The organism is Pedobacter vanadiisoli (assembly GCF_042684385.1).
Taxonomy (GTDB): Bacteria; Bacteroidota; Bacteroidia; order Sphingobacteriales; family Sphingobacteriaceae; genus Pedobacter; species Pedobacter vanadiisoli.
This window is the reverse complement of record NZ_JBHULL010000042.1, coordinates 21829-45583: the sequence shown is the minus strand read 5'-3', so window position 1 is coordinate 45583 and position 23755 is coordinate 21829. Positions and strand designations below refer to the sequence as shown.

Sequence of the window (23755 nt, the reverse complement as noted above, 5' to 3'; positions counted from 1 at the left end):
CAAATTGTAAGCCTTAGAATTTTAATACCTTACGCATTTTTTGTAGTATTACGGGATACAAAACTATTGCATAAGCCATGCCTAAACTTCGTTTAACTACACAACGAGAATCTATTTTTAACAATGAGGTAATCTCAAAATTCGAACTCTTTAACAGTTTATTTCTCACCCTGCCTTTTTACAAAATTAAAGATACCGGAACCCTGCTTCCTTTGTTTTTTAAGAGCTGCGAAGAGGGCATTGCAAATGGAGAAAAACCTGCACAGATTATTGAAGGTTTTTTTGGCAAATACACCAGTTATACCGACCAAAAGGATATCATTGATTTACTTTTCAGGTTCATTCAATATATCGAACGTCAGGTAGTACTTTTCGATGCCGTAGAAGATGCTTCTTTTACCAAGTTAAATACCACCGATGAGCAGAGTACACTGGCCTTTACCTTAAAGAAAAATGCTGATAATAAACCAGTGCTGGCGAAAATCGAGAAACTGATTGATGAGCTTTCGCTCCGTTTGGTATTAACGGCACATCCTACCCAATTTTATCCGGGCAGTGTGCTGGCTATTATTACCGATTTAACCAAAGCCATCAGGGATAACGATATCATTTCGATGAACTCGCTTTTACAGCAACTCGGTAAAACCCCGTTTTTTAATAAAAAATCGCCTACTCCTGTTGATGAAGCATTAAACCTGGCCTGGTTCCTCGAAAATACTTTTTATTTTGCTGCTGCGAACATACAGGAAGAGATTGATCAGAATCTTGACGAATATAACCTGGAAAGCAAAAAAATTCTCGAACTTGGCTTTTGGCCGGGCGGCGACAGGGACGGAAATCCCAATATCCACGCCGATACCACTTTAGCGGTTTCTAAAATGTTGCGCCAGATCCTGTTCCGTTGTTATTACCGCGATTTCAGGGTGATTAAACGCCGCATCACTTTTAGAGGCGTTGAAGAAAATATTGCAAAACTGCACGATGTACTTTATCAGAATGCCTTTGATCAAAGCTGCGAACCTCACGATATTTCAGACGAATTAAAGGAAAACCTGAACAAGATCAAAGAAACGTTACTGGCCGAGCATGAAGGCCTGTTCGTCGACCTGGTAAACAACCTGATCCGAAAAATTGATTTATATGGAAATTACTTTGCTTCGCTTGATATCCGCCAGGATAGCCGCGTGTTGAGGAAAGTACATGCGTATTGCCGCGAAAATAAACCAATCTCCTCTCTGTATCCTGCAGACTATGATAAACTTTCAGAAGCTGAAAAACTGAAGCTTATTTCATTTAAAGAAGCCACAATTGCATACTCGACCGAGGCCGATGCCTTAACAAAAGATACCATAGAGGTAATTAAGGAAATTAAAGGTATCCAAAAACGCAATGGTGAAAAAGCTTGTCACCGTTTTATTATCAGTAACTGCCAGCAGGCCAGTGATATTTTACAGTTAATCGAACTTTTCCTTTGGAATGGCTGGAGCAAGGATTCGCTTACCATTGATTTTGTGCCGCTTTTCGAAACCGTTAACGATTTGAAGGGGGCCGCCGAAATTATGGATACGCTTTACAGCAATCCTTTCTATAAGGCACATTTGGCCAGCCGTGGCAATAAACAGGATATTATGCTCGGTTATTCCGACAGTACTAAAGATGGTGGTTATTTAATGGCCAATTGGTCTATTTTTAACGGTAAAACATCTCTTTCTGCGGTTTCGGCTAAACACAATATCCAGTTGGCATTTTTTGATGGCCGTGGCGGACCGCCTGCGCGTGGCGGAGGTAAAACCCACCGTTTTTATGCTTCGATGGGTAAAGAAATTGCCAATAAAAACATGCAGTTAACCGTTCAGGGGCAAACCATCAGTTCGCAATATGGTTCGGTAGAAAGTGCCGAATTTAATATCGAACAACTAATCAATGCCGGCTTAACCTCCGGATTGAAAGAAAAACACAATATTCTGCTTGACCCTGAAAATAAAGCATTGCTTGATGAAATGGCCGAAGAAAGTTATAAAGCTTTTGTCGACCTGCGCGAGCACCCGTTGTTTGTAAGTTATTTAGAGAAATTATCGCCTTTAAAACTACTGTCGCAGGCAAATATCAGCAGCAGGCCTGTAAAACGAAACGGTGGCGGCGAGATGAAACTCGAAGATTTAAGGGCCATCAGTTTTGTAACTGCCTGGAGCATGCTGAAACAGAATGTGCCTGGTTTTTATGGAATGGGAACAGCATTAAGAAGCCAGGAAAAAGCCGGGAACTGGGATAAAGTAGTTAAGGTTTACGAAGATTCTGATTACCTGAAAACCATTGTGGATAACTGTATGATGAGTATGAGCAAATCAGACTTTGTAATTACAGCCCATTTGGCGAACGATAAGGAGTTCGGTGCTTTTTGGACCCAATTACATGAAGAGTTTAAATTAACCAAAGAGATGCTCTTAAAACTCTCAGGACAGCCAACTTTAATGGCTAATTATCCTATAGATAAAAAATCGATCGCCACAAGGGAAAAAATTATCCTCCCTCTGGTATTGATCCAGCATTTTGCCCTGGAGAAACTGCAGCACGATGAAAACCAGAAATACCAACATGCCTTAGAAAAGCTGGCGGTACGAACGGTTTTTGGTATTGTAAATGCGGGAAGGAATTTAGCTTAACTTCCTGCTAAATCTGTAGGTTTTTAAAGAACAAGCTATCAAAGGTCTGTGCCCGCACAGGCCTTTTTTATTACGTCAGTCATTCTGAACGCAGCGAAGAATCTGCAAACGAAGAATTAGATAACCGAGACAAAAGATTCTTCACTGCGTTCAGAATGACAAGTCATTTATAAAAAAATCCCCTGCAGATCTTTTCATCTACAGGGGATTTTATATTCGAAAAAGCCCGATTAAAGTTTAAGACGATTATCTGTCAATCGAACCCATTACTTTCTGGCCGAAAGCATTTAATGCGTCTTTTTCGGCTGCGCCTTCGCTTACCATCTGGTGCACTTCCAGCGCACCACAAATGTTGGTAATCATTTCGCCTGCTACATCAATCTCATGCTCACTAACACCTCTAAATTCGCAAAAAGCCTCTAATACTTCCAGGGTATTCTCCAGTTGTGCAGGAGTGGTGTTTTGAAATAATTGTCTTATAACTGGAATCTTCATTACTTTATCTTATTAAATAGTTCAATCAACCTTTCTGCTTTGTTGGTTTGTACCTGATCTACCAAAGCACCACCTTCAAAAGCTGCAAAAGTTGGTAAATTATCAACGTTTGCAAATTTGCGTGAGTTCGGAAGTTTTTCGGCATCAACAATCAAGAAAGCTACATCTTCATTTTCCGAAGCCAGTTTTTTAAACTTAGGTTTCATGATCCTGCAGTTACCGCACCAAGATGCCGCATACTGAACCATCACCTTTGAATTATCGGCCAGGTATTGCTGAAGATTATCTTCTGTTAATTCTAAAAACATAACGTTTTGTTTAATTAGTTAGCGGCTAAGTACTCAGCTACGCCAGCTCTGTTTGCATTCATGGCTTCTTTTCCTTCTTCCCAGTTTGCCGGACAAACTTCTCCGTGTTTCTGCACATGGGCATACGCATCAATTAAACGTAAATATTCTTTAACGTTTCTGCCTAGTGGCATATCGTTAACACTTTCGTGGAAAACTTTACCGGTTTCGTCGATTAGGTAAGTAGCCCTGAAAGTTACGTTAGAACCTGAGAAAGATTCGTTTCCTTCTTCGTCGTAGTTAACTTCCTGATCTAAAATATCAAGTATACCAGATAATTGTCTGTGTGTATCTGCAAGGATCGGGTAAGTAACACCTTCAATACCACCATTATCTTTAGGTGTATTTAACCATGCAAAGTGAACTTCGTTGGTATCGCAAGATGCACCGATTACAATTGTATTTCTTTTTTCAAACTCAGGTAAAGCAGCCTGGAAAGCGTGTAATTCGGTAGGGCAAACGAAAGTAAAATCTTTTGGATACCAGAACAATAACACTTTACTGTTTTTATTTACAGCTTCTTCAAATACGTTGATTTTCAAGTCATCACCCATGTCTGACATTGCATCAATACTAACACTTGGGAATTTTTTACCTACTATTGCCATAATTTTTTGTCTTTAATTTTGTTGGCACAAAGGTAAGGCTAAAACAAGTGTATATCAACCCTGTTTTATCAATAGTTAATTGTATTTATTGATATCGATATAGATGAAAACTATATCGTTTGTAAAAAATATAGCAGTGTTCTATTTTGTTTGTTGTCGTCATCCCGAGTGGAGTGCAATGTAGTCGAAGGATCTACCTTAAGGCAGATCTCTCCATTCCAGTCGAGATGACAGACTTTTATTAAAAAACTACTTCTTCAAAGTATTCTCATACAATTTAAATATTCTCTTATACTCATCGGTCCAGCTGCTTGGTTCAACAAAACCATGATCTTCTACCGGATAAACGGCAAGCTCCCAATTGTTTTTGCCCAGCTCGATGAAACGCTGTGTTAGGCGCACGATGTCCTGAAAGTGAACATTTACATCAACCATTCCGTGTGCCATTAAAAGATTTCCCTTTAATTTATCGGCGAAGTAAATCGGTGAACTTCTTTTATAAGCAATCGGATCGTTATAAGGTTCATTTAAAATATTTGAGGTATAGCCATGGTTATAATGAGCCCAATCGGTAACCGAACGTAAGGCAGCACCACTGGCAAAAACATCTGGTTCATTAAACATGGCCATCAAGGTAATAAAGCCCCCATAAGAACCTCCATATAATCCTACATGCTGGGGGTTAACGCCATATTTCTCTACCAAAAACTTAACACCGTCTGCCTGGTCGGTTAAATCTTTCCCACCCATGTGGCGGTAAATACCCGTACGGTGATCGCGGCCATAACCAGAACTTCCGGTGTAATCAATATCGATTACAGTGTAACCATTGTCGGCCAGTAAATTATTGAACATAAATTCGCGGAAGTAAGTGCTCCACCCAAAGTGTACGTTCTGTAAATAGCCGGCACCGTGCACAAAAACTACAGCAGGATGGTTAGGGTGCGGATGATCTGATTTATAAACCCTTGCATAAATATCAGCACCGTAACGGTTTTTAAATGTAACCATATCTGGTTCACGCCAATGGTAAGAATTAAATTCTCCTGAAGTAGATTGAGTAACCTGTATCGCTTTAGCTCCTGCTTTATTGGCTTGGAGGTATAATTCTCCAGGTTTATTCATGTAAGAATAATTAATGGCCAGGTACTTTTCATCAGGAGAAAGGATAATGTCGTTCAAGCCTTTCATCGTGGTAAGCTGAACAAGTTCACCACCGTTTACACTGATTTTAAAGAAATTGGTAATTCCCGGATGTTCTTTGTTGGCCTTGATATAAAATGTGCTTCTATCTTTCGACAGCTGTACTGATTGTACTTCCCATTTGCCGGAAGTAAGCTGTTTTTTATCGCCCGTAGCTACATTTGCTACATAGAGGTGTGAGTACCCTGTCGCTTCGCTTTGATAATAAAAACGATTATTGTCGATCCAGCCTGTGCTGCCCTGGTAAAAACCACTAATACCCGGACCACCTATCCAAGCTTCATCGCGCTGACGGTCGATCAAAGAAAAACTCCCTGTTAAAGCATCCAGTTTCAAAATCCAGCGGTCTTTATTATCTGTCGAAGTAGCCACAACGATTGCAGAACTTCCATTATCATTCCAAAGCGGGCCAAAGAAATTTACAGGCCGATCGGCATTTTTCTTTTTTAAGGTATCCAGTTCTTTTGGATAATCTTTCAGGTAATCAGGCAGGTCTTTTATGCCTGTGATGGTCGAGGTCTGAATCGAGTAAACCGTATCCCTTTGCGTATCATATATAAAACCCTGTGAGGTGTTTTCATTTTCGCCAACTTTTGTCCTGCCCGGAATATCTTCGGTATAACCTGAAGAAGTAATGTAGTTCGGAACAATGGTGCTGTGGTTATTCTGCGCCGGCGTAGTTAATTTATAAGTAATAAAGCGTCCGTTCGGGCTAATGATTACGCCATTCAGAAACTTATCTTCCGTATAGAGTTCTTTTAATGTTTTGGTGTCTGTAGAAGGATTCGAAAAGCGGCCCCTTCCACGGGAACCGTTTTTGGCTTCGGCATTTCGTTTTTTAATAATATCGAAAAGTTCGGTCTGTTGTGCTTTTAACCATTTATCCTGGTCTGTAACGGATTTGCTGTCTGCTCTTCCGGCTTTTTTACCTTTAACAAAATTGGTAAGCTGTTTGGTTTCGGCTGATTTTAGATCAACAGCGAAAAGATTATCGCCCAATTGATAAACAACATTTCCATTTGTTAAAAAAACCGGGTTGCTTTCCCTTTCCTGTGTGTTGGTTAGGCGCGTTTCCTTATTCGTTTTGAAGTTCTGTAAATAAATATCCCCGCTTTTTTCAACTAAACCAAGTGAACGATCGGCATTGTAGGCATAATTTAAACTCAATAATTTTTCATCTTCCTTTTCCGCTGCTTTAACAGGTTTAGAAGAAGTGGCCGAAACTTTAAATAGTTCTTCTTTGGTTTTATTTTCAGGATTCCAGTTAAAGTAAAGAGTTTTGCTATCCGCGGTCCAACGGAAATTGGTTGGTGCAATGCCTATCCATTTGGGATCGCGCATTATTTTTTCGACGGTTAAAGGCGCCAGTTGTTGCGCAAAAGTATATTCGCCTGTGCAAAGCAAAAGTAAAAGTAAATATTTCTTCATGAATTTTAGGTTTGGATGCAATTTAGGCAAAGCACAAACTAATTTTAAAAGGAAATGGAAATGTTACAACACCTTATTGAGAAAAGAATTAGCCTAAGGGCACAGAATTCATGGAGAAGATTGGGTATATGAATCTATCTGTGCAAATATTTGGCAAAAAACTAACGAATCACCCTCCCGGTTTTATCCACATTCACATCGTCGAATGGCTTTAGGTATTCGTTGATGATGACCGAAAATTCGCGCCGGGTAAGTGCCTTTTTAAGGTCGTAGCTGGATTTGAACCTATAATTCTTGTCCCATTTCTTCTGAAGTTCTGCTTTTGTGGCCTCAACTGATTTATTACCCACGTAGCAGACCAGAGAAATGGTATTTTCTAAATTAATTGGGATATTCTGATGATCATCAAACCAGAGCTGTGCCTTGTAATAATATTCTTTAATCGGCTCCTTGATTTCGGCATATAAAACCTCTTTTTCAGGATTAAAATAAGCTTTGTTTTGCTTAATCTCCGCCTTGATAATTCCGGTTATTCCAACCTTTTGAATCGCCAGCCAATTAGAGTCGGCAGGTTTTACATCCTCAAAGGGCATTAATGCGTGTTTGTAGTTTAATAACTCACCTTGGATCCTTTTTAAATTCGATACACTGGTTTTGGTATCAAAAAATGCAGCATAAGCTGCAGTTGCCCCGGCTGCCGGCCCAATCTCAAACTGATCGGCAGGAATATAAAGCAGGTTTTCCTGATTGGGAATCAATAAGCTGTAAAGCGATAAAAAATTGGCCCCAGCTGAAGCAACACTGGCTACAGTAGTACGGTAAGTATTTTCGTTATAATTTAACAAGGTTGAAGATGCCGGATTTAGTACGTTAATTTTTAGTGCAGCGATCAATTTTTCGGGATTATCTGCCAGGACAAGAATCTTGGTTTTAATGCTTTTATCTTTGGTCAGTTTCACTTCCCAGCCACTTCCTGATCGTTTGATTTCAGTATAAGGGGTATTATTGATTACATTTAAAAGTAGTGTGCTATCTACAACAATTACTTTTGTCGGGTTCTTTTTATCAGGCTTTTGTTTCGGACTTTCGAGGCTTTTTGCATTTTCGGTTTCGCGTTTTAAAAAAGCCTGATAGAAGGCCTTATTGGCTGCAGTTACTTTATTTAAATCTAATTGTTCTTTTTGAGTGAGCAGAATGGTTTTTACCCCAGATTTAAAAGATTGAAAAGATGCAGCATAGGCGGCGTTGCCGTTACCGATAACCAATACATCTGTTTTTAAGGTTTGGGCATGGATAACCAGTGGAATTATGAATGCGAAAACAAAAAACAATCTTTTCATCTTTGATTATTAAAATTTGCTGCAATATGCTTTAAATGAATGAAATTTTAATGAAACACGGGCATTTTAACTAAATTTAACCTGTAATTTCAAGAAAATCGATTTTGAGGCAAAGCAAGCGTCATGCAAATGCACGACAACAACAAACCTGGTTTTGAAATTACAGTAACAACATCAATAGCGACAAGCATTATGTCTTTTTCTCTTGATCTTTGCGCTTAAAAAATCGATAATTCTCCTTATTTTGGTTTCATGGATTTAGAAAAACTCAAATATCCCATCGGTCAGTTTGCCATGCCTGATGTTTTCGATCAAAAACAGGTAGATATATGGATTTCTGAAATAGAAGCATTACCGGGCCAGATTAAAAAGGCGACAGAAAATTTAACCGATGAAGAACTGAATCAACCTTATCGCCCCGGAGGCTGGACATTGAGGCAGGTTGTTCATCACGTTCCCGATAGTCATCTCAATGCCTATATCCGTTTTAAACAGGCCATCACTGAGGACGTGCCGGTAATCAGACCATATGATGAGGAGCGCTGGGCAGAAACCGAAGAAGCCAAAAATGGCAACATTAAGCTATCACTTGATTTATTAGCCAGTTTACATATCCGTTGGGTTGCTTTTTTAAAAACATTGAGAATAGAAGATTACGAAAGAAAATACATTCATCCGGCCTACACGCAAGAGCTCACTTTGGCCAATATGCTGGGTATGTATGCCTGGCATGGAAAACACCATTTGGCACACATTACCAACGCCCTAACAAAATGAAAAAAATCTATTTGTATTGCCTGGTTTTAATTCTTGTTGGTTTTTATAGCAATATTAAAGCGCAGCAAGCACCATTAAGAATCTTTTCTTTTGTACTCGGCTCATGGGAAATGCAAACACCCAAAGGGAAGATTGTAGAACAATGGAGCGTGGGTGCTGATAAGACACTGAGTGGGAAGAGCTACCGTATAAATATGAAAGGAGATAGCGTGCTTACCGAGGTATTACAAATCAGAACAATTGGAAAAGATATTTTTTATTGTTCAACCGTAGCTAATCAGAACAATGGGAAAGAAATTTGTTTTAAACTGATTTCTACAAAAGACCAGATTTATATTTTCGAAAATAAGGAACACGACTTCCCGCAAAGAATTGTGTACCAAAACAAGGGAAAAAGTGAAATGCTCGCCTGGATTGAAGGTGAGCTTAATGGAAAAAGCCGAAAAGCGGAATTTAAATATGAGCGGCAATAATCCATTTATATGCAAATCGGAATTGTAATAAAGCTGCTTCTTGTTCATTCAAATCGTTATACGTATATTTGAGTAAATCACACGTGTTATGACAACTAAGCTAACATTGACCGTACAAAAATCGACCATAGAAAAAGCAAAACATTATGCAAAGCATACTGGACGTAGCTTATCTGAATTGGTTGAAAAGTATTTAGAATCCATTACTGTTAATGAGGGACCTGCTGTTTCGTCAGGGTTAAAAGGTATTGTAGGAGCGGTTAAACTCCCAGATGATTTTGATGAAGATGCTGAACTTCGTGATTATTTTGAGCGTAAACATCGATGAAAAGGATTTTTGTTGATACGAATATTATTGTTGATTTAATTGCAGACAGAAAACCTTTCAGCAAATTGGCTATAGAACTTTTCGAAAAAACAGAACGCAAAGAAGTTCTGTTGTTTACCTCTTCACACTCAATAGCAACAACACATTATTTGTTAAAAAAATACCTTGAAGAACAACATTTAAGGACGGTAATCTATAATTTGCTTGAATATATCCAAGTTATTGCAATAGATGAGGATATTATTAAAAGAGGATTGAAATCTAAACATAAAGACTTTGAAGATGCCTTACAGATGCTTTGTGCTTGTAAGATAGAAAAGCTGGATTACATAGTTACCAGAAATATTAAAGATTTCAAAGATTCAGAAATTCCAGTTTTTCCACCCGACGAGCTTTTGACTAAAATTTAACTACATCAAAATCAACATAGCTGCGCTCATAGAAATCATAAGTGCGTCTTCAACAATGGTTACTGTGCTCATGGGTAGGTTAAACACCGCGCCTAAGCAGGCACATTGAATTTTCTTTTTGTTTAAAACGCTTTCTAAAACCCCGAGAATACTGATGGTCATTACGATTAAGGTAACCCAATTCACAATAACAGGCGATAGGTTTAATGCAAAGGATAAGCCTAACCCTAATTCGATAAAAGCATAGATATAACCCCATGCACTGAATTTTTTAGCCACGATATCGTACATAGCATAGCTTTCGGCAAAGGCTTTTAAATTGAGCATTTTAAAGAAAGAAAAGGTAAGGAAGAAGCCGGCCATAAAAATTCGCATAAATAGCATAAAACTGATGGCATTGCCTTGCCACGAAACCACTAATGATATTGCGGTTATGTATCCGAAGATTAACAGAATAGGTTTGTAGGTTTCGGCCCACGATTTTGCTTCTTCAAGCGTTTCGTTGTGATGTGTGGCAGAAATTTGATATTTACTGCCGGTACCGCCCAAAGCTTGTTGCAGGGTGTCTAAACTAATATGTTTTTCCATGCTAATGGTGGCACTATTGGTGTCTTTAGAAACCTCCACCGAGGTTATATCTGGTAAAACAAGCAGGTTGCTTTTAACTTTATTTTCGCAATTGCCACAGGTCATGCCAGTGATTTGATAGGTATGTGTCATGATTAAATTCTTTATACAAATTTACCGCTTCATCAGCCGGTAAGCGTTACAGAATAACCATAAAGTTTTATAGAATTTTAGCTTTTGTCATTCTGAGGGCAGTGAAGAACCTTTGACCTTGGTGTAGAGTTTTTTATCATTAAGGAGTTAAGAAAATTAAGGTTGAAAATTGTTAAAACAAGTCCTTTGGTGATTCGTTTCTCCCTAAACCCTAAACCCTAAACCCTAAACCCTAAACCCTAAACCCTAAACCCTAAACCCTAAACCCTAAACCCTAAATTACCCCACCAGAACCGAGGTCATGGTTAATGAGCCGCCCACCGCTTTATCATTAAAAAATGAAATCTCTTCCTTATCATTTTTCATTCCAATGGTATAAATAAGAGGTAAATAATGTTCCGGAGTAGGGATGGCCAGCATCGCATCGCTGCCCAGGTTTCGGTAATTGATTAAAGCGTTATGATCGCCATTTGCAATTAAATTTTTGAATTTATCGTTCATTTCAACCGCCCAATCGTAACCACCTCCGTTAATCATTTCCCAGCTCAGCATGCGCAGGTTGTGAACCATATTGCCACTGCCGATAATCAGTACGCCTTTTTTGCGGAGCGCGTAAATTTCTTTGGCAATTTCGTAATGTTGGGCCGGCGACTTGGTATAATCGATACTCAATTGTAAAACCGGGATATCTGCATTGGGATACATGTGTCTTACCACGGTCCAGGTGCCATGATCCAGGCCCCAATCGTGATCTAAACCAACAGGGGTTGAATGGATTAAACCGGGTATTTCTGCTGCCAGCTCCGGGTCGCCCGGTGCAGGATACTGAACGTCGAAAAGAGCCTGCGGAAAGCCACCAAAATCGTGGATAGTGCTGGGGAAATCCATCGCAGTTACAAAAGTGCCGTGAGTGTACCAGTGTGCCGATACCACCAAAACAGCTTTTGGAACAGGGATGTGTTTAGCCAAATCTATCCAGCCCTCGCTAAACTCATTGTTTTCGATGCCGTTCATTGGTGAACCATGGCCAATAAAAACCGTTGGCATTAAATCTGTTTGAGGGAGGCGCTGAGTAAAGTTTCTGAATTGAGATAGTGCAGACATAATATCGGGTTTGTCATGCTGAGCCTGTCGAAGCGCCTACATGCATTTCGACAAGCTCAATGTGACAGATTTATTTAAATTTTTACCAGATCATCAATATGGAGAAATGATGATCCTTTATTTTATTTTCCCTGAACAAATTCAAGGTTTAATTTGATCGCAACATCTTTTGCTACACCCGCGCCGGTTGGATCATATTTAATATTATAATCTAAACGGTTAATGGTTGTGGTTGCACCAAAACCAGCTTTGGTATTGCCTTGCTGATCTTTAGCCGTGCCACCATAAACAACAGCAAATTTTACATCTTTGGTTACATCGCGGATGGTTAATTTACCACTTAACTCATAATTATTGCCGCTTAATTTCTTGAAAGAAGTGCTTTCGAATTTCATGGCAGGAAATTTCTCCGCATTAAAGAAATCATCGGTTTTTAAGTGACCATCTCTCATATCAACACCCGTGGTAATGCTGTTAACATCTACTGTAAAGCTGATTTTAGCATCGGTTAAATCCGGTTTAGACGCCGTAACCGTTCCATCGAATTTTTTAAATGAGCCGTCAACAAAAGAGATTCCCATGTGTTTAACCGAGAAGTTTACAAACGAGTGCATAGGATCTATTTTCCAGCTGGTTTGAGCAAATGACGCCACACTGATTGAGGCAGCGATCAGAAATAATAATAATTTTTTCATAGCAAGTAATTTTATTAGAACAAAATTAGCTGATTATCAGTTGGTCAGTCTTGACTTATGATAAGAAATTGTTTAGAGATGTTAATGTTTAAGTAGGTTAATCGGTTAATTGATGAATAGCTAAATGGTTAATGGTTTTTTGGTTCATAGATGCCAGGCCATCAACCACGGTCTATCTCACCATTGACCATAACTTTACCCCGCTTTCCATCCTCAAACCTCGTCAAGTGTTTTTCTGCCATCAGCTGATGCCGCTTTATAAGCAGAAGGTGTAATGCCGGTTACTTTTTTAAATTGTGCTGACAGGTGTGCTACGCTGCTGTAATTTAGCTGGTAGGCAATTTCGCTCAGCGTAAGTTCGCCATAAGTGAGCATTTCTTTTGCCTTTTCTATTTTTTGAGCAATGAAATACTTCTCAATTGTCTGGTTTTCGACCTCCGAAAAAATGCTACTTAAGCCCGTATATTCCAGCTTTAACAGTTCGCTGAGGTAAGCAGAGAGATTGATTTTTAAAGGGTCTTTGGTATAATGTACCAGGTTGATAATAGCGGTTTTAATCTGTTCTGAAATCTGGGTTTTCTTGTCCTCCAGTAATTCGAATCCAAAATGATTAAGGCGCTCCGCTATCCTGATTTTATCTTCGCTGGTAATATTTTCGGCCAGGCTAACCTCGCCAAGTTCAACCAACAATGGTTTAAAGCCGAGCTTTTCCAGCTCGGCCTTAACCACCATTTTACAACGGTTGCATACCATATTTTTGATATGGAGTTTCATCAGTTCGATTTTATGGTTTCAGAAACATCACCACAATCAAACATCATGCTTCCATAATAAGGGTTTTCAATGTTTTCTTTTTCGTTTAACCAGCTGGCTTTAGCCATTGGGCAATGTTGTACATAAACGGTCTGGCTGTTAAATTTCAGGTCTTTCAATGTTTTGATCATCGCATAAGAAATCCCTTCGAACGATTTACGCTGGGCTTTGATATCTTTTCCGGCAGCAAGTTCGGCTGCTTTAGCTTTAATTACTTTTGCCTGTCCCATCCAAAGCATATGTTGTGCAGCAGGTAAATCTTTATGCGGAATAGCCTCAACTTTGGCAGATAAAACTTTTACTTTCTCGGTAGCCAAATCTTTTTTATCTGTAGCCAATGCATTTTTAACATCGTAATAAGCACTGAGCAGCTGATTAAAAGCGGCATCAGTTTTACTTTGTGCAAAGGTAATTTTAGTAGTAGCAATGGCGATTATAGCCATCATGATCATTATTTTTTTCATTGTTATTATTTTAATACGTTATAGAAATTAAATTCTGCACGAAGCAGGTACATGTTTTTAGTGTACCGGTTATCCATATTTCCGGCAGCCTGAAAACGATAGCCTAAATCGATGCGGGTTTTACTGTTTAAGATCATTTGTAAAGCTGGGGCAATATCTAAATAAGATTGACCACTCTTTGGATCAGTTTTGCCCAGTAATTCTAAATATACATTAAAATTTGGCTGCTTGTAATCCTTATAAACCACTGGTAAGACCAAATAACCCGATGATAAACTATAGGATAGCATATTCTTTGGCTGCGGCATTCCGGCAATTTGCCTGTCGCTGTTTTCGAAAGCATGTGCGTAGCCCAGGGTTGATGACAATGCCAGTTTATGTAGAAGCTGAGTGAAAATCAATCCTCCCTGTACGCCACTATTGTCGCCCTCAAGATTAATGTCCCTGGTATATGTTGGCCTTCTGCTGGTGCTTATCCTTCCAAAAGCCGATGCCCTGAAATGGCTATGTGTTTCATCCAATGATAAGAAACGGTATTTCGCATATAAACTACCTCCTTCTAAGCGGTATTTTCCATCCATATCGGATAAAAAAGCCTGTGCATGCATCATCAGGTTTTTATTAAAACCGATCATCACTTCCGGAATGGTGCGGCTTACATAACCGGGATTATTGAATATGCCCTCGTTGGTTATCCTTACACCGATTGATTTGGTAGGCATATTGCTCGCTGGTTCTGTAAATACATATAATTCTTGTGCTGCAGCGATGCTATAAACACCGATAAGCATCAGTGCCAATACGAATATCTGCTTCATCTTAAGAAAGAACTAAGTGGTAAATACGGGTTTTTTTGCCGTTTACTATTCCTGTGCCGCTTGCATAGGCATCAGAATTAGCCGTTGCCGCCTGTTTTTTAAATGCCGAACCGGAAATGAAATCTTTATCCACCACACTGGCCTTTACGGCACCACTAAGCGTTTTACCTTTTACATTTACAAAACGGTACACATTGCCATTAACAACAGCCTGACCTTTATCGTCTACTTTTACCTCGTTAAAATTGAAAATAACGGTTAAACCGCCTACTGAAAAACCGGCGTCCTGAACTTTTCTGCGAACTTGATCAAGATTAACATTGGCATCTTTTTTAAAGGTTAAAACAAATACGTTTTTATTTAAATCCGGTTTTATATTGCTGATGAAGTTTAAGGTTTCTAAAGATTTTTGAGTAGCGTTTGAGCACATTGAGCAGGTTAAACCCGTTACCTGTAGATCGGCTGTAGCTATTTGTTGTGCAGAAACGTTAACGGCGAAAAACAGCATAATAATGCTGAATATTTTTATTGCTTTCATGATTTTTTGAATTAAATTTTTAAACTGTTACTTCCCATAATCCATTTTAGGTGGGTATGGTAAAATTGGTCCTGAAACCAGTTCAGGACGGCGAAGAGAACAGAAATCCTAATTCCTAAAAATGCAATTGAAAATGTGCAAAGCAATCCGCGAGGAGAGGGGCGGAGCTTTATTTGGGATAGTTGTAAAAAATTTTGGGGTAATATTGGCTAAAAATGCTAATACTGGCGGGTGAAGAAAAAGCTGGATAGAGAAAAGCTTTGGCAGCTGTACCGCTGCCCCCGCCTGATGGCTGTCTTTAACCTTAACAGTTACCTGTGTGTTTTTACAACAACCATCATCTTTTTTTTCAGCAGGAATATCTTTGCAGAATTTGCACGCAGACTCATTGCTAAAAAGTTTAACGTTTTCGAGTTTACCCCCACAAAAATGAAGACTTAAAGCCAAACCCATCACACTAACTGTATAGAATACAGCTAAAGAAAGTGCTATTTTTTGCTTTAACTTCATGATTACAAAGGTAAAGCAAAAATTATTGAATAACGCAGTTATTTCTTTACTGAATTTCATTTTTTAGCTTAATTTAGCCTCAAACACCAATTAGATGAAGAAAATAGTATTATTCCTTTGCGCTTTTTCTGTGCTTTCTGCCTTTGCTGCAAAGCCTAAGAATCAATATGTGCGCATTAAAACCGAATTTGGAGAATGCATTGTTAAACTATATAACCAGACGCCTTTACACCGCGATAATTTTTTAAAATTGGCTAAAAGTGGTTATTATAACGATCTTTTGTTTCACCGGGTAATCAAAGATTTTATGATCCAGGGAGGCGATCCGGATTCTAGGAATGCCAAACCCGACTCTTTATTGGGCAATGGCGGGCCGAAATATACGATACCCGCTGAATTTAATGATAGTTTGTTTCACAAAAAGGGTGTTTTAGCCGCAGCACGCGAAGGTGATGATGTTAATCCGGCAAAAGCATCAAGCGGTAGTCAGTTTTACCTCGTGCAAGGAAAGGTTTTTACCGATCAGCAGTTAAACAGCGTTGAAGAGAAACGGTTAAAATTTAAAATTCCTGAATGGCAACGGGAAGTTTATAAAACCATTGGGGGTACGCCGCATTTAGACCGGAACTATACCGTTTACGGAGAAATTGTGGTAGGCCTGGATATGGTAGATAAAATAGCGGTTTTGGCGACTGATAAAAACAACCGCCCAAAACAAGACGTGAAAATGGAAGTTACCGTTTTAAAAAAGCGGGAAGCGAAAAAATTGGAAAAGCGGCTGTTGCTTGGTTAATTAATGTAATTGTTGTTTAAATGAAAGCTTCTTGATTGGCGTCATCTCGAGCGGAGTGCAACGAAGGCGAGAGATCTATGGAGGCAGATCTCTCCATTCCAGTGCGTTACAGTCGAGATGACGATCGTAAATAAATATCACTAATTGGATTGCCAAGCATTTATGCAATTAATTTCTAAATTTACCGCCCACAACAATTGAAATTTATTGAATGAAGATTATTTCCTATAACGTAAACGGGATTAGGGCAGCAAGTACCAAAAATTTTTTTGGCTGGTTACAAGCTACAAATGCTGATATGGTCTGTTTGCAGGAAGTAAAGGCGATGCCTTCGCAAATCCCTGAAATTATTGCACTGATTGAGCAGCTGGGCTACCATCATTATTGGTTCCCTGCAGAAAAAAAAGGATATAGTGGCGTAGCCATTTTATCTAAAATTAAGCCCAACCATATAGAATTTGGCTGCGGTGAAGAATGGATTGATAAAGAAGGCCGGATTTTGAGGGCTGATTTTGACAATTTCTCCTTAATGAGCTTATATATGCCCTCCGGATCGAGCGGTGATGAAAGGCAGGTGAAAAAATATGAATTTATGCGGTTCTTTGATCAATATATCGGCGAATTACGCAAAAAATACCCGAACTTAATTGTGAGCGGCGATTATAACATCTGCCATACCGCTATTGACATCCATAATCCAAAATCGAATGCCAACTCTTCGGGGTTTTTACCAGAGGAAAGAGAATGGATGCAATTATTTTTGGATAATGGTTTTATCGATACTTTCCGCCATTTTAATAAAGACCCACATCATTACACCTGGTGGAGTTATCGCGCCGGATCAAGGGGCAAGAACCTGGGCTGGCGTATCGATTACCACCTGGCAACAAGGCCTATGGAAAACCGGCTTAAAAATGTAAGGATTTTACCCGATGCCATGCATTCGGATCATTGTCCGGTGCTTTTGGAAATAGATTAAGTTTTGGGTTAACCGGTTAATTGTTTAAATCGGTGAGCTGTAATCAATCAATTAACCAATTTATACCATTTGAACAATTAACCTTTAGCGAATGCTGATCACCAATATAAAAGGCCTTGTAGGCCTTCATCCTAAAGATAAATTAGTGCTTCGTGGCGCGGAACTGAATCATTTACCCGTGCTTGAAAATGCCTGGATCTTAATAGAAGATGGCTTAATAAAAGATTTCGGTGAGATGAAGCATTTTCCATCTTCTATTGCACACCTTCCTTCTTACAGTGCCGAAGGCCGCTATGTTTTTCCTTCCTGGTGCGATAGCCATACCCATATTGTTTTTGCCGCCTCGCGCGAAGAAGAATTTGCAATGAAAATACAGGGAAAAACCTACGAAGAGATTGCTGCTGCAGGTGGTGGGATTTTAAATTCGGCCAATAAACTTCAAAAAGCAACAGAAGACGAATTGTTCGAAAGTGCTGCAACGAGGTTAAAACAGATGATTCTGCAAGGAACGGGAGCGGTTGAAATAAAAAGTGGTTATGGCTTAACTACTGAAAGTGAAATCAAAATGCTCCGGGTTATCCGCAGGCTTAAAGCTCATTTTTCAATCCCAATAAAAGCCACTTTTTTGGCTGCACACGCCTTTCCTGCTGAATTTAAGGACGATCACCAAGGTTATATCAGCCTGATTATTGAAGAAATGTTACCCCGTATCGCAGAAGAAAAGCTGGCCGATTATATAGATGCTTTCTGTGAAAAAGGATTTTTCTCCGTAGAGGAAACCGATCAGATACTCAAAGCAGGGGCAAAATATGGATTAAAGCCAAAAATACACGCGAACCAGCTTTCAGTTTCGGGTGCTATTGAGGTTGCGGTTAAAAATAAAGCCATTTCGGTCGATCATTTGGAAGAAAGTAACCCTGAAACCATTGAGACATTAAGAAATGCCGATACCATTGTAACATTACTGCCTTCGTGTTCGTTTTACTTAGGTATACCATTTGCAGATGCTAAAAGCTTTATTAAAGCCGGTTTGCCTGTGGCTTTGGCTACCGATTACAATCCCGGCTCAACACCTTCTGGAAATATGAATTTTGTAGTATCGTTAGGTTGTATTAAAATGAAAATGTTCCCGGAGCAGGCCATTAATGCGGCTACTTTAAACGGTGCAGCAGCAATGGAGCTAAGCAACAGTCATGGAAGCATAGCCATTGGGAAAAATGCAAATTTATTTATTACAAAACCGATGCCTTCTATAGCCTATTTACCATACAGTTTTGGCGAGAGCCAGGTTGATACGGTGATTTTAAACGGTGAGATTTATCATGGATAAGCTTAAAATATTTTCACAAAGCGACATTAAGCATTTAATTATCCATCGTGATGGTGAAACAAGGCTTGGTGAAAGGGTTAATATCTACCCGCATGAAGTAATTTCGGTAGATGGGTTAAAGGCGAACGATTCAAAATTTGTGTTGCTGGGCATTCCAGAAGATATAGGGGTAAGGGCAAATGCGGGTATTGCTGGTACCGCATCGGCATGGCGGACCAGTTTAACCGCTTTTCTGAATATTCAGAGTAACCGCTTTTTAAATGGTGAAGAAATTTTGGTTTTGGGTTATTTCGAAATTGATGAACCTGAAGAATCTACAATTAAGGCATTAAGAAATAAGGTAGCCGAAATTGATGAATTGGTTTATCCTGTGATCGAAAAAATTGTAGCTGCAGGGAAAGTCCCAATAGTGATTGGTGGAGGTCATAATAATGCTTATGGAATAATTAAAGGCACATCTTTAGCCAGTAAGGGGCCGATTGATGTACTAAATGTAGATGCGCATGCCGATTTGAGGGAATTAGAAGGCAGGCATAGCGGAAATGGTTTTTCTTACGCCCTAAAAGAAAACTATCTTGAACATTATTTTATGTATGGCCTGCATCAAAATTACAATAATGAGGCAATTTTAAGCCAGATCGAGAGCAATCCTAAGCTAAAGGCTGTGTTTTTCGATGAGATTTTAATGGGTGCCCATGCCAAGGGCTATTTTGACGAATTCGGACCGGTTACGGGTTTGGAAATTGATTTGGATTGTATCCAGAATGTGCTTTCGAGTGCTGAAACGCCTTCAGGATTCGAGGTTAACGATATTAGGAAACTGATTTTAATGCATGCCAAGAAATTTTCTTACCTGCACCTTTGCGAAGGCGCTACACGGATGCTCGACGGGAGGGTGAGTAAGCTCACGTCTAAATTAATTGCCTATTTGGTGAGTGATTTCGTAAAAGCGCATATTTCTTAGGTTTAGCCACGGATGCAGGAATTATTTCGCTAGTCTCTTTACCCTGAACTTGTTTCAGGATCTTTCTTGCTGTAAATACCTTTTATATAGCCCCTGAAACAAGTTCAGGGTGACGAACGTATATGAAAAACCTACAAATGCTCTGCTTCGTATTTCTCGCCAGCTTTTAACATCAGTTCAATCTGCTTTAGGTCTTCTGGTGTTAGATCTTCCTTTTCCTGCAGTTCAAATAGCGCAATCATGTTGTCTTCGTACTGTTTTTCGGTTTTGAGAACAATTTCCTGTGGCATTGTGCGGCAGCTTAAAATTTTATAATTCCTGTTGGTGTAATGCAAAAATCGAGTTTAATGTCGTATTCATTTACATCATCGATTTTTTCGATTGCAGGGTACAAAGATAAACCTATTTTTTGAGCATTTATACCTTGGAGAAAACGATCGTAAAAACCTTTACCGTAGCCCGCACGATAGCCCTGTAAATCGAATGCCAAAAGCGGAACAATTACCAGATCAATTTCGCCTTCATGCAGTTTCCCTTTTTGCGGTTCGAGGATGTGGTAAGTGTTTTTCTTTAAATCCCCGGGTCCGACATATTCATGATGGGTCATCAATGCTGTTTCGAAATCGGCTTTAGGAACAATTATTTTAATTTCCGGATGGTTTTTGGCCAGCCAGTCAATCAGCAGGAAGGTATCAGGCTCTTTCTTTTCGATAATGGGCAAAAATATGTGAAGCATTTTAATTTTGCCAAAATCAAGCGTTTTAAACTGGTTTAATAGCGATTTATTCAGCGCATCGTATGCTGAATCGGTTAGTAATAATCTGTCTTTCAGTACTTGTTTTCTGATTTCGGCTTTTAACATAAAACAAAGATAATATTTTTGAAACCCCGGAGGTTTCGAAAAACCTGCAGGCTTTTGTTAAATAAACCCGATAGCAGCGTAAAACCCGAAGGTGAGGCACGAGCCAAGGCTTTGAAGCGAATAGCGGGGCTGTCGTAAACAGAGTGCACTAGCCCTGCTTTCCTAAAAAATGACGATTTAAGTCATCTTAATAGATCTAAGAGATACAGTTTCAAAAATCTCATAGTCTTAAAATAAAAAAAGCCCCTAAAAAACTAATTTTAGAGGCTTTTCGGTATTTCGTTTAACTTACTTTACACGCTCAACATAATCGCCGGTGCGGGTATCAATTTTAATTTTATCTCCCTGGTTCACAAACATTGGAACCTTAACTTCAACACCATTTTCTAATGTTGCTGCTTTTAAAGCATTGGTAGAAGTATCGCCTTTAACGGCTGGCTCTGAATAGGTAATTTCAAATTCTGCAAAGTTTGGCAATTGCGCCATAATGGCTTCGTCGCTTTCCATAGAAACGAGGATATTCATTCCTTCTTTTAAGAATTTAATAGCCGAACCAAATAACGCTTTTTCAACATTAAACTGTTCGTAAGTATTATTATCCATTACTACCAGATAATCACCTTCTTCGTATAAATATTGGTAATCGTTGGTTTCAACGCGGCAAATTTCTACAACCTCGTCGGTGTTCATACGGGCTTCAACAATTCTGCCCGATTTGATGTTACGGAATTTACCTGTGTAAAACGCCCCTCCTTTACCCGGGGTACGATGGTTCCATTCGTCAACAGTAACCAATTCGTTGTTTACACGAAGGATGTTTCCTGTTTTTATTTCTGATGCTTTTGCCATATAGTTTTATTCCCGAACCGGGTTTTGTATTTTAATTTTTTGTGACGGCAAAGGTAAAATTATTTTGATAAAAACCTATAAAGGTTTAGGGCATAAGGCTTATCCTACGCCACGATATGCTATTTTACCCTTTCCATATAATCACCCGTCTTGGTATCAACCTTTACTTTGTCGCCCTGGTTGATAAAAAGCGGAACCCTGATTTCTGCACCGGTTTCTACAGTGGCATATTTTAAAGCACTTGTAGAAGTATCGCCTTTTACGGCTGGCTCTGAATAAGTAATTTCAAGCTCTACACTGTTCGGCAATTGTGCCACAATCGGTTCGTCGCTTTCAAAAGCGATGGTTACATTCATCCCTTCTTTTAAAAATTTGATCGAACTGCCAAAAAGTAGTTTAGGGATATTGTATTGCTCAAAAGTGTTATTGTCCATCACCACCAGGTAATTGCCATCCTCATAAAGGTATTGATAATCATTAGTTTCAACACGGCAAATGGTAACCTCCTCGTCTGTACGGAAACGGTATTCTACAATTTTACCTGTTTTTACGTTCCGCATACGTGCCTGATAGAAAGCCCTTAAATTTCCGGGTGTACGGTGGATGTATTCCTCCACACTTACCAACTCTCCGTTAAAACGAAGAACGTTTCCGCTTTTTACTTCTGATGCCTTTGCCATTTGATTATGAAATATTGTTTTGTCAATTTTTAAACCCCAAAGTTAAAAAAAATGGTTCATTGGTTCAATAGCCGTTGGTTCATTGGGGCTGGGTGCATAATCTAGATCTGGCAGATTTGATTAGATGTTTAGAAATTTAAAATCTGTAAGGTTTTTTCGGACGAAAAAACAGCGTATAAAAGAAATGCCTTTGGGAACCACTCCAAAGGCATAATCAACCTAAACCTCAAACTAAACTATGAAAAACTCTTTGCCTTTTCAGGGCTATTTTTAATTCTGTAATACAGAGAATATAATCGTTTCCTTTAAGAGATAAATTAAATAATTTGTTTCTCTTTTTGGTGGTGCAAAGGTAGGTATAATTTTTTAACTGCAAAATTTTTTTTCAAAATTTTGTTTTTAGTACAAATGTATGACAAAACAAAGGCCGAAGGGGATTTAAATATGATAATAACTTACTTATAATCTGATATTTGTATCTGTGTGGTGCAAAAATCGTATTCCTGTACTTGGTTAGAGCCGATTATCATTAAGCGGTCTTTTCCGAAATTTTTGATCAGTTCGCGGTACCAATTTACGCCCTGAACATCTAAATTGCTGGTTGGTTCGTCTAAAAATAAGATTGGTGTATCTGTGCAACAGGCTAAGACAAGTTTGGTTCTCTGCTTCATCCCTGATGAGAAGTATTTAATTTCTTTATTCCTGGCTTTTTCCAAACCTAATATGTCAATCAACTTTTTGGCATCGAGTCCATTGGCAAAATTTTTAAACTTAAAATGAAAATCTATCAGCTCTTTTAAGGTCAGGGTTTCAACAAGTTCGAGGTATGGGGCCGCAAGACTGATGTATCTGTAAATATTTTCGACTGGGATTTCTTGTGTATCCGAAAATGTAATTTTCCCTTCAGAAGGAGATAGGCTACCGTTTAACACACTTAACAATGTTGATTTGCCCGAACCGTTAGGACCCAATATGGCATAACTGTTGCCGGATGAGAATTCGGCACTTAAATTTTTGAAGATCCATTCTTTATTAAACCTTCTGCCAACATGTTGTAAAGAGATGTTCATTTGGGTTAAACATTAAGCGGTTTGGCCATGCAGACACTATTATCGACACCGATGTATTGGCCATAGTTGGGCGTAATACGATAACCGATTTTCTGATAAAGCGCAATTGCTTCGGGTTGTTTTTTGCCTGTTTCAAGCACCGTGGCCGAAAAACCTATTTCCATTGCCCAGTTTTCCAATGCAGTTACGATTTTAGCGGCAATCCCTTTATTCCGGTGGTCTGGCTGTACAAACATCCTTTTTACCTCGGCTTCAGAGGCGGAGAAAGGTTTTATGGCACCGCAACCAACGGGTATATTGTTTTGGTAGGCAACAATCACTTCTTTAATTGCATCAACTTTGTTAAACTGTGCATAAAAAGTATGATCGTCGCCATCTCTAACGGCTAAATCCTGATCCAGTAAAACCACCAATTTTCTAAAATCGGCATTGTCTGAATCTGTTCTGATTAGCGTTAAATCACTCATGAATATTTATTTGAATTTGGTTAAGGC

28 protein-coding genes are annotated in these 23755 nt (G+C 39.0%); 9 read left to right on the top strand and 19 right to left on the bottom strand.

The features are described from left to right. The first annotated feature begins 77 nt into the window (after window positions 1-77). Entirely contained in the window at window positions 78-2663 is a 2586-nt protein-coding gene (locus tag ACFSR6_RS19995; protein WP_379082204.1) for a phosphoenolpyruvate carboxylase, read from the top strand. A 246-nt stretch (window positions 2664-2909) separates the two neighbouring features. Here ACFSR6_RS19995 and ACFSR6_RS19990 read toward each other — a convergent pair whose 3' ends face one another. The 5 genes from ACFSR6_RS19990 to ACFSR6_RS19970 all read right to left on the bottom strand — a co-directional run bounded on the left by ACFSR6_RS19990 (window position 2910) and on the right by ACFSR6_RS19970 (window position 8084). Further along, window positions 2910-3158, bottom strand: a complete 249-nt coding sequence (locus ACFSR6_RS19990; protein ID WP_183766532.1) for a DUF6952 family protein — start codon at window positions 3156-3158, stop codon at window positions 2910-2912. Next, entirely contained in the window at window positions 3158-3466 is a 309-nt protein-coding gene (locus ACFSR6_RS19985; protein ID WP_379082201.1) for a thioredoxin family protein, read from the bottom strand. Before ACFSR6_RS19985 ends, ACFSR6_RS19990 begins: the two co-directional genes overlap by 1 nt. A gap of 14 nt (window positions 3467-3480) precedes the next feature. Beyond that, on the bottom strand, window positions 3481-4113 hold the full coding sequence (locus ACFSR6_RS19980) for a peroxiredoxin (RefSeq protein ID WP_183766528.1): 633 nt from the start codon (window positions 4111-4113) through the stop codon (window positions 3481-3483). Window positions 4114-4362: 249 nt separating this feature from the next. Beyond that, window positions 4363-6744, bottom strand: a complete 2382-nt coding sequence (locus tag ACFSR6_RS19975) for a S9 family peptidase (protein ID WP_379082199.1) — start codon at window positions 6742-6744, stop codon at window positions 4363-4365. Between the two features lie 161 nt (window positions 6745-6905). Continuing rightward, entirely contained in the window at window positions 6906-8084 is a 1179-nt protein-coding gene (locus ACFSR6_RS19970; protein WP_379082197.1) for a hypothetical protein, read from the bottom strand. Window positions 8085-8336: 252 nt separating this feature from the next. Here ACFSR6_RS19970 and ACFSR6_RS19965 point away from each other — a divergent pair, with 252 nt between their 5' ends. The 4 genes from ACFSR6_RS19965 to ACFSR6_RS19950 all read left to right on the top strand — a co-directional run bounded on the left by ACFSR6_RS19965 (window position 8337) and on the right by ACFSR6_RS19950 (window position 10072). Beyond that, window positions 8337-8861 carry a YfiT family bacillithiol transferase gene (locus ACFSR6_RS19965; RefSeq protein ID WP_379082194.1) on the top strand — a complete coding sequence of 175 codons (525 nt, stop codon included), beginning with the start codon at window positions 8337-8339 and terminating at the stop codon, window positions 8859-8861. Then, entirely contained in the window at window positions 8858-9334 is a 477-nt protein-coding gene (locus ACFSR6_RS19960; RefSeq protein WP_379082192.1) for a DUF6265 family protein, read from the top strand. Before ACFSR6_RS19965 ends, ACFSR6_RS19960 begins: the two co-directional genes overlap by 4 nt. A gap of 88 nt (window positions 9335-9422) precedes the next feature. Next, window positions 9423-9662, top strand: coding sequence for a DUF6364 family protein (locus ACFSR6_RS19955; RefSeq protein ID WP_379082190.1), 240 nt, complete (start codon window positions 9423-9425; stop codon window positions 9660-9662). After that, window positions 9659-10072, top strand: coding sequence for a type II toxin-antitoxin system VapC family toxin (locus ACFSR6_RS19950; protein ID WP_379082187.1), 414 nt, complete (start codon window positions 9659-9661; stop codon window positions 10070-10072). Before ACFSR6_RS19955 ends, ACFSR6_RS19950 begins: the two co-directional genes overlap by 4 nt. On the opposite strand, the gene ACFSR6_RS19945 is transcribed toward ACFSR6_RS19950, so the two are convergent. The 8 genes from ACFSR6_RS19945 to ACFSR6_RS19910 form a co-directional block, all read right to left on the bottom strand. Further along, on the bottom strand, window positions 10073-10792 hold the full coding sequence (locus tag ACFSR6_RS19945; RefSeq protein WP_379082185.1) for a heavy-metal-associated domain-containing protein: 720 nt from the start codon (window positions 10790-10792) through the stop codon (window positions 10073-10075). A gap of 279 nt (window positions 10793-11071) precedes the next feature. Next, the gene (gene ygiD, locus ACFSR6_RS19940) at window positions 11072-11896 is read right to left on the bottom strand and encodes a 4,5-DOPA-extradiol-dioxygenase (RefSeq protein WP_379082183.1); all 825 of its coding nucleotides are present in this window, start codon (window positions 11894-11896) and stop codon (window positions 11072-11074) included. Between the two features lie 122 nt (window positions 11897-12018). Next, entirely contained in the window at window positions 12019-12591 is a 573-nt protein-coding gene (locus ACFSR6_RS19935) for a YceI family protein (protein ID WP_379082180.1), read from the bottom strand. Between the two features lie 213 nt (window positions 12592-12804). Continuing rightward, the gene (locus ACFSR6_RS19930) at window positions 12805-13365 is read right to left on the bottom strand and encodes a helix-turn-helix domain-containing protein (RefSeq protein ID WP_379082178.1); all 561 of its coding nucleotides are present in this window, start codon (window positions 13363-13365) and stop codon (window positions 12805-12807) included. Then, complete coding sequence (locus ACFSR6_RS19925; protein WP_379082177.1) at window positions 13365-13868, bottom strand: DUF3347 domain-containing protein; 504 nt, start codon at window positions 13866-13868, stop codon at window positions 13365-13367. Before ACFSR6_RS19925 ends, ACFSR6_RS19930 begins: the two co-directional genes overlap by 1 nt. Before the next feature lie 5 nt (window positions 13869-13873). Then, complete coding sequence (locus ACFSR6_RS19920) at window positions 13874-14686, bottom strand: transporter family protein (protein ID WP_379082175.1); 813 nt, start codon at window positions 14684-14686, stop codon at window positions 13874-13876. 1 nt (window position 14687) lies between these two features. Continuing rightward, a complete protein-coding gene (locus tag ACFSR6_RS19915) occupies window positions 14688-15224 on the bottom strand; it encodes a heavy-metal-associated domain-containing protein (protein ID WP_379082173.1) in 537 nt (178 codons plus the stop codon). Between the two features lie 108 nt (window positions 15225-15332). Next, entirely contained in the window at window positions 15333-15794 is a 462-nt protein-coding gene (locus ACFSR6_RS19910; protein WP_379082171.1) for an HYC_CC_PP family protein, read from the bottom strand. 34 nt (window positions 15795-15828) lie between these two features. Between ACFSR6_RS19910 and ACFSR6_RS19905 the strand changes: the two genes are divergently transcribed. The 4 genes from ACFSR6_RS19905 (at window position 15829) to ACFSR6_RS19890 (ending at window position 19800) form a co-directional block, all read left to right on the top strand. Then, window positions 15829-16527: a peptidylprolyl isomerase gene (locus ACFSR6_RS19905; protein WP_379082169.1), complete on the top strand. Its 699-nt coding sequence runs from the start codon at window positions 15829-15831 to the stop codon at window positions 16525-16527. Window positions 16528-16738: 211 nt separating this feature from the next. Next, window positions 16739-17506, top strand: coding sequence for an exodeoxyribonuclease III (locus tag ACFSR6_RS19900; protein WP_379082167.1), 768 nt, complete (start codon window positions 16739-16741; stop codon window positions 17504-17506). Between the two features lie 91 nt (window positions 17507-17597). Next, window positions 17598-18836 (top strand): imidazolonepropionase, encoded by a 1239-nt coding sequence (gene hutI / locus ACFSR6_RS19895; RefSeq protein WP_379082165.1) that lies wholly within the window; start codon window positions 17598-17600, stop codon window positions 18834-18836. After that, window positions 18829-19800, top strand: a complete 972-nt coding sequence (locus ACFSR6_RS19890) for a formimidoylglutamase (RefSeq protein ID WP_379082163.1) — start codon at window positions 18829-18831, stop codon at window positions 19798-19800. The genes hutI and ACFSR6_RS19890 overlap by 8 nt, the downstream gene beginning before the upstream one ends. A 131-nt stretch (window positions 19801-19931) precedes the next feature. Here ACFSR6_RS19890 and ACFSR6_RS19885 read toward each other — a convergent pair whose 3' ends face one another. The 6 genes from ACFSR6_RS19885 to ACFSR6_RS19860 all read right to left on the bottom strand — a co-directional run bounded on the left by ACFSR6_RS19885 (window position 19932) and on the right by ACFSR6_RS19860 (window position 23728). Continuing rightward, on the bottom strand, window positions 19932-20090 hold the full coding sequence (locus ACFSR6_RS19885) for a hypothetical protein (RefSeq protein ID WP_379082161.1): 159 nt from the start codon (window positions 20088-20090) through the stop codon (window positions 19932-19934). 11 nt (window positions 20091-20101) lie between these two features. Further along, the gene (locus ACFSR6_RS19880) at window positions 20102-20662 is read right to left on the bottom strand and encodes a 5-formyltetrahydrofolate cyclo-ligase (protein ID WP_379082159.1); all 561 of its coding nucleotides are present in this window, start codon (window positions 20660-20662) and stop codon (window positions 20102-20104) included. 288 nt (window positions 20663-20950) lie between these two features. Continuing rightward, window positions 20951-21511, bottom strand: a complete 561-nt coding sequence (efp, locus tag ACFSR6_RS19875; RefSeq protein WP_379082157.1) for an elongation factor P — start codon at window positions 21509-21511, stop codon at window positions 20951-20953. Between the two features lie 119 nt (window positions 21512-21630). Further along, complete coding sequence (efp, locus tag ACFSR6_RS19870) at window positions 21631-22191, bottom strand: elongation factor P (protein WP_343522735.1); 561 nt, start codon at window positions 22189-22191, stop codon at window positions 21631-21633. Between the two features lie 455 nt (window positions 22192-22646). Further along, window positions 22647-23261, bottom strand: a complete 615-nt coding sequence (locus tag ACFSR6_RS19865) for an ABC transporter ATP-binding protein (protein ID WP_379082154.1) — start codon at window positions 23259-23261, stop codon at window positions 22647-22649. 5 nt (window positions 23262-23266) lie between these two features. After that, a complete protein-coding gene (locus ACFSR6_RS19860; protein ID WP_379082152.1) occupies window positions 23267-23728 on the bottom strand; it encodes a GNAT family N-acetyltransferase in 462 nt (153 codons plus the stop codon). Window positions 23729-23755 lie beyond the last annotated feature (27 nt).